The following is a 4,908-nucleotide window of genomic DNA, read 5'->3' on the forward strand; positions in this document are numbered from 1 at the left end:
GATGTCGATAGCCCCGGTGCCGCGGTGATGACCGAACTGCTGCTTCGTGGCCCCCAAACACTGGGCGAAATCCGCACGCGAGCTTCGCGGATGTATGCGTTAGAAGATTTAAAAGCGACTCAAGAGGTCGTCGACTCGTTGATCGCAAAGGATCTCGTCGAACCGCTCTCGCCTCCGGGACGCGGGCAAACGTTCACGCACAAATTGTATCCGCCCGAAGAGCGTCAGTACCTCGAAGCTCGATTGGAAAAACAAGCCGCTGCATCCGACGCGTCTCCATCCCCGTCGCCGGCCAAGGCCAGCAACACTGCGGTCGATGCATTAATCGCGAGACTCGAATCGGTCAACGAGCGAATTGATCAACTCGAAAAACGCATCGAAGAACTCGAGTCGTAATTCAAGACGCAGGAAAAAGTGGTTAAGCGATCGGACAAGCCTGAGGTGCTCTGCTTAGAGGACCGCATGACAGGCTGGAAGCCAATTCCACATTCTGGAACACAGGCTCGATGCCTATGCTACGAGACTTACCACTTGCATAGTGAATCGATGTAGTCGGCGCTGCCGTCGCGTTTCCAGGGATCGAGCTGAGCTTGGGCCTTGAGCTGTTGGCCGCGGCGAAGCGGGGCGACGAAGAAACAGCTGCTGATATCGGCGATCGCAGTCATGTCGCCCCACAATTTTTCAAACTGTGCGACGGGGAACACGTCCTCTTGGGCATTGCCCCAGCGTTTCTTGACATCCTTGAGCGTGACGTACGTTGGCATCCGCTGCGCCATGTTGCGGATCGCTTGGTCAACACGCTGAGCGTCGCTTAAATCCGCTCGTGTCAATCCAAACGACTTCAGCAATCCGTCGATCGAAATCCATGTCGTCATCGAATTGTAGAAAGTCAAATCAAACTCAATCTGCTCGTTTGGCATCGCGAGGCCTTCGACCAATCGCGGGCGACCATTGACCAATGCCAATCCGCCACCACGGTCTTCGAGTCGCCGGCTAATCACTTCAAAGCTAAGTGTGGTTTCTGCGGCGATGTGCCGCCCCAGGAACGCGGGATCGACGTTCGCCCCGAGTGTGTCGATATTGTGTAGTAGCAAGTATTCCAATTGAGGTTGGCGATCGAGCATTTGCTGCAACACACCGCTGCGGAGCATGTTGGGAATTTCGAACCAATGGCCCACTGGATGGATACATTGACTTGGCACATTGTCGGTGTAATCGCTGGCCTCGCCCACGGATTTCGCCCACCCGATCAGCGCCGTTCGCAAACTCTCACGCACTTTTTGCTGCTGTTCGTCCAGGATCTGCTGGGCAGTTTCCTCCCACAAAAATCGCAAATCACGCACCATCGGGATCATCCGCAGCCCAACACTGCGTCCTGTTGAAACCAGCAAATTGTCGCCGAAACCAAAGGAATCATTTCGATTGAGGTATTCGCGAATCGGTTGGTCGGTCAAATGGCTGGTGGTAAAGACATGCGGAATCGAAGCATCCAAGTCTTCGGCGATCGCTCGATTCTTGGCGAGATGCACTTCCAAGAAACTACGATGGCGACCGGCGAAACGACAAAATGGATGAAGTGCTTTGCAAACTCCAGCTCCCTCGGTCCAGCGGCTGCCGACGCCCGCGGCCAGCGTCACCACTGCGACCTTTCCTGCCTTGATTGCCGCCGATCCCAGTTCGGTATATTTCGGATCGATCCCTTCACGCAAATCAATAACGTGCTCGGGTTTTACATCTTGGATCATCGTGTTGGCAGGCAACCGATTCTGCGACAACCCGATCCGTCCGCTGACCAAATCGGCACGAATCTGCTCGTGTTGGAACCGGTCAAAACCAATTTGATTCAACAGCGACGCCAGCGACGATTCGCTCGAATGTTCGACCGCAGCCGAAGGCAGGATACTTTCTAACAACATTCCTGCAGTTGCACTGCCGGTTTCGACATCGTGACAACGTTTGCTGATCCGTTCGAGTTCCGATCGCGTTCGCAGCGACAAATCGCGTAGCGGTGTTCGCAACAGCGCTGGCAACACGAGCGCATAATACCGGTCGGGTAGCATCGCATCGTTACCGCTGAGCAACTCGGCACTGGTGCCGTTGTCGTTGATCTTAAAATCGTAGACGACCGGATCCATCGCAAACGGCAGCGACGTTTCCAAGTCTCGTTTCGTTTTGACCATTGCGTCGCCGAGCCATGTTTGGGCTTCAGGTTTGATCTCAGGATCAAAGATGAATCCCATGCCACCGCCCGCCATCCCGCCGAGCATCCAGAATCCCCAGAACTCGTCTCCGTAGCGCTCGCGGCACTGCTCGATCAATGAATCGGTAAAGCGGTTGGTCGCCCAGGGAATGATCGTTTGCAGGGGGCCTTCGAAATTGCGAGTGGTGACATCGCCGACTTGTTTGATATTGCCCGCTTCGAGCGATTCAACGACCTCATCAAGAATTTCGATCGCTTCGTTTCTGCCCTGCCATTCATTCTCGCTACGCAGCAGATAATGCTCGGTCACCATCTCCAGGATCGGGCCTACGTTTTGGGCCATTCCCCCGTGCACCAGCACCAACGACTCTTGAATCTTACGGCGTGTTGCATCAGAGATTTTGTCGCTACCGAGCACGTGGTGAACCGGCATCAACCGTCCGCGACTAATACCAAACTCGGGATCGTTCTGCTGGGCGGTCGTTCCGCAAATCAGCTTGATGCCGGGCCAAACGCCACCGGAATCTTGCCATCCGCCACCGCTGCCGCCAAGCCATTCCCCCAGAATCGCACGGGCAGCGACCAGCCGGCGATCGGCTTCGCTGAGCGGACCCGTCAGCGATTGCACTTGCCCGGTCGCTCGCATCAAAAGCGAAATCAACGAACCAAGTAGGTTGGTGGAAACCGCCAACCGCGATCCTTTGGGGATATCGTTGATCTTACTGACCAATTCCAATCCACGTCCCGGGCCGAGCATAACTTTCAACAGGTCTTCCATCGACTCGCGACATCCCTCCAATCCTGGAGGCACGATGCCCGCGGCGATCAACGCCGCTTTGAGCAGCCCCAGATAATCGCGGGCAAAATCGAAGGTCTCGGAAATGGAACGAAGCGTTGTCGTCGCGCCAAGATCGACGCTGGTCAGCCGAATGACCGGTTCGTCAATGATCCGCAGGTACGTTTCGATCGGCGGCTTCGTTTGCGAATCACGGCCACGCACGCCGAGATCGACCGAAACGTTTAACACCCGAGCCCCCTCGGGAAAATCCATCCCGAGAAAGAAAATGTCACTCCACGCACTATGCGAAAAATCCATTCGCACTGCCGTCGTTTCTTTCATTAGTGGCGAGGTACCCGTCGCGGGATCCAGTGCGACGAGCTCGCTGCGGATTCGCAATGGGTGATCGGCGGGATGACCGACGCGAAACATCCACTGGTTGCCTCGGACCGTGCGAACGCTGCGACGAACTTGATCGGCAAGCGTTTGAAACCCGAGTTGATGGTACGCTTGCGACAACGCGCTGGCTAACGCGTCGCTGGGACCGGCTTTCTGCTGATACGCCAAAAAGCAGTCGATCGCTTCCATGAATAGGCGGGCCAACAGGTGTTCGTAACCCTCGTACGGAATCCGCCCCGACTGCTCGACCGACAAACGCGATGGCAAGTGGTAGCGGTAGATCGCCGACAAGAAAAACAACGCCCGCACACGTCGATACAAATTCTCTTCTTCACGACGAAAGGAATCGAGCACTTCGACGTGCCTGAGCAATTGATCGAGCGTCTGATCGCGACACACCGATTCAAGCGACTGATCGCGAATCGCATCGTCGTCCGAGGTGATAATTTCAATCAGTGGGTTGGTTGCAGAACGAATCATTGAGCCGTGATTCCTTCCGCACGCGTGGCGAGCAATTCAACCATCTCGGTCAAAATTCGATCGCGGTCTCGCCCCGACAACCCAATCGCCAACTGAGCGATCAACAACCCGTAGGTGACACCCAAGTTGTAGCGTGAACCTTGCAAACGATAGGCAAGATAGCGTTGCCGCGACGCTAACATTGCCAAGGCATCTGAGAGCGAAGGCTTTTCGACCGCATGATTGGCGAGCAATTGCTCGATCGACGCCATCACTTCGGCAGTCAACACATGCATGCCGAAAAACCCGAGATAGTGTCCCGCTCGCAGCCCAGGCGTTACCAGTTCTTGTTCGGCATAAGTCGGCGTCGGCTTTTCGACCACCGCTTCGACCTCGTACAAGTCGTCGCGTCGAGGCAGATGAGGCCCGCTGACGATGCCAAAATAAGGCAGTTTGTTTTCGCGAGTCGACTGCACCGCCGACACCGAGCACTCAAACTCGCCGGCAATCTTGATTAACTGCTTTGCACAAGGGATGTCCGATGCACTGAGGTACAAGTGGTCGCCAACAAGATGCAGAAACGGCTGGTCACCGACAAACGACTTTGCTTGATAGATCGCGTCGGCATAGCCCAATGGCTCAGGCTGTTCGACAAACTGGATGCTGGCCAAGTGAGTCCCGGCGGCCTGTTCGTAGGCCTCCTGATCGCCTGGCCGGATCACGACACAGATCTCTTCGATGCCAGCGGAGAGCGTTTCTTCGACGATCAATTGCAGCGCCGTCTTGGTCTCGCCATTGCGATCGACCAATTGCTGTAGCGGCAACGTGTTCTGTTTCGGAGCCGCAGCGGTGATAACTGCCTTGTGAACCTGCATGACGAATGGCGATGGTACGAGAGAGGAAAGGGGCATCCACGGGACCGACCGCTCAATGCCAAGCAAATAAGCGGTGTAGTGGATCTTGCTAAAGATCCTGCGTGCGGGATCTTTAGCAAGATCCACTACGAGGGAACGCGTCGGACGTCCCTCGATCGGCCCCTAGCATAGTTCGCAAAATACACGGGCAAAGCCAA

The 4,908-nt window shown here is 55.6% G+C and carries 3 protein-coding genes; 1 reads left to right on the forward strand and 2 read right to left on the reverse strand.

The genetic code is table 11. The features are described 5' to 3' along the window. Window positions 1–396 (forward strand): DUF480 domain-containing protein (locus tag ABX962_RS30185; protein ID WP_372725114.1); only part of this gene is annotated, 396 nt, incomplete at its 5' end. Between the two features lie 128 nt (window positions 397–524). Here ABX962_RS30185 and ABX962_RS30190 read toward each other — a convergent pair. Both ABX962_RS30190 and ABX962_RS30195 read right to left on the reverse strand, forming a co-directional pair. Next, window positions 525–3,857, reverse strand: coding sequence for a UTP--glucose-1-phosphate uridylyltransferase (locus tag ABX962_RS30190; RefSeq protein ID WP_372725116.1), 3,333 nt, complete (start codon window positions 3,855–3,857; stop codon window positions 525–527). Next, a complete protein-coding gene (locus tag ABX962_RS30195) occupies window positions 3,854–4,711 on the reverse strand; it encodes a sugar phosphate nucleotidyltransferase (RefSeq protein WP_372725117.1) in 858 nt (285 codons plus the stop codon). The genes ABX962_RS30190 and ABX962_RS30195 overlap by 4 nt, the downstream gene beginning before the upstream one ends. Window positions 4,712–4,908: the final 197 nt, after the last annotated feature.

The organism is Novipirellula sp. (assembly GCF_041583735.1).
In the GTDB taxonomy this organism is placed as follows: Bacteria; Planctomycetota; Planctomycetia; order Pirellulales; family Pirellulaceae; genus Novipirellula.